The following is a 1,120-nucleotide window of genomic DNA, read 5'->3' as shown; positions in this document are numbered from 1 at the left end:
CTTCACCTGCTCGTCCGCACGACCCGCGAACACCAACTCACCGTCGCCCGACCACTTCGCCAGGTCCCCGGTGCGATACAGCCGCCCACCCGGCACCCCGAACGGATCGGCAACGAACCGCTCCGCCGTCAGCCCCGGGCGCGCCACATACCCACGCGCCAGCCCCGCACCCGCCACGTACAACTCGCCCGCCACACCCACCGGCACCGGCCGCAGCGCGGCGTCCAGCACATAGGCCCGCACATTGTCCAACGGACGCCCGATCGGGAGCACGCCCCCGCCGTCCACCGCGGTGTGCGTGGCGACGAAGGTCGTGGCCTCCGTCGGCCCGTACCCGTTCACCACCACAATGTCCGGGCAGGCCGCCCGCACCCGCGCCACAGCCACCGGCGACAGCACGTCGCCACCGGCCCACACCTCACGCACCCCGGCCAGGCACCCCGGATCCTCCTCCACCACCAGGGCGAAGAGCCCCGCCGTCAACCACAACGCCGTGACCCCGAACGAGGAGACCGCCCCGGCGAGAGAGAGCGCCGTCACATCCCCCTCGGGCATCACCACGACCCGGCGCCCCGTCAACAGCGGAACCCACAGCTCCATCGTCGACGCGTCGAAGGAGTGCGGCGAGTGCATCAGCACCCGCTCGAACCCCGCACCCGCGAACCGCCGGTCCAACGCCAACGCCACCACATCGGCATGCGTCACCGCCACACCCTTCGCCCGACCCGTCGAGCCGGAGGTGTACATCACATAGGCCAACCCCTCCACATCGCACGAAACCTCCAACGCCTCCCCGACACCCGCACCGGAAACCTCCAGCACCGTCAGACCCAGCTCGGCCGCCTCACCCCGCAACCCCGCATCGGTGAGCACGACCGAGACACCCGTCTCCCCCACGATCGACCTGCGGTGCGCCAACGGATACCGGGCGTCCAGCGGCACGTAGTAACCACCCGCCTTCACCACCGCGAGCAGCGCCACCACCAACTCCGCCGACCGCTCCATCAGCACCGCGACACCGCACTCCGCACCCACACCCAGACCGACCAGCCGCCGCGCCACCGCATTGGCCCGCGCGTCCAACTCCCCGTACGACAGCTCGACACCCTCCGACACCACC

General features: G+C 71.2%; 1 protein-coding gene. It reads right to left on the bottom strand.

Features of this window, described 5'->3' with window-relative positions:
* On the bottom strand, window positions 1-1,120 hold a 1,120-nt coding region (locus VR45_RS40500; RefSeq protein WP_045944984.1), incomplete at both ends, for an amino acid adenylation domain-containing protein.

The sequence above is a fragment of the Streptomyces sp. NRRL S-495 genome, assembly GCF_000966955.1.
GTDB classification, from domain to species: Bacteria; Actinomycetota; Actinomycetes; order Streptomycetales; family Streptomycetaceae; genus Kitasatospora; species Kitasatospora purpeofusca.
This window is presented reverse-complemented; position numbering and strand designations above follow the sequence as displayed.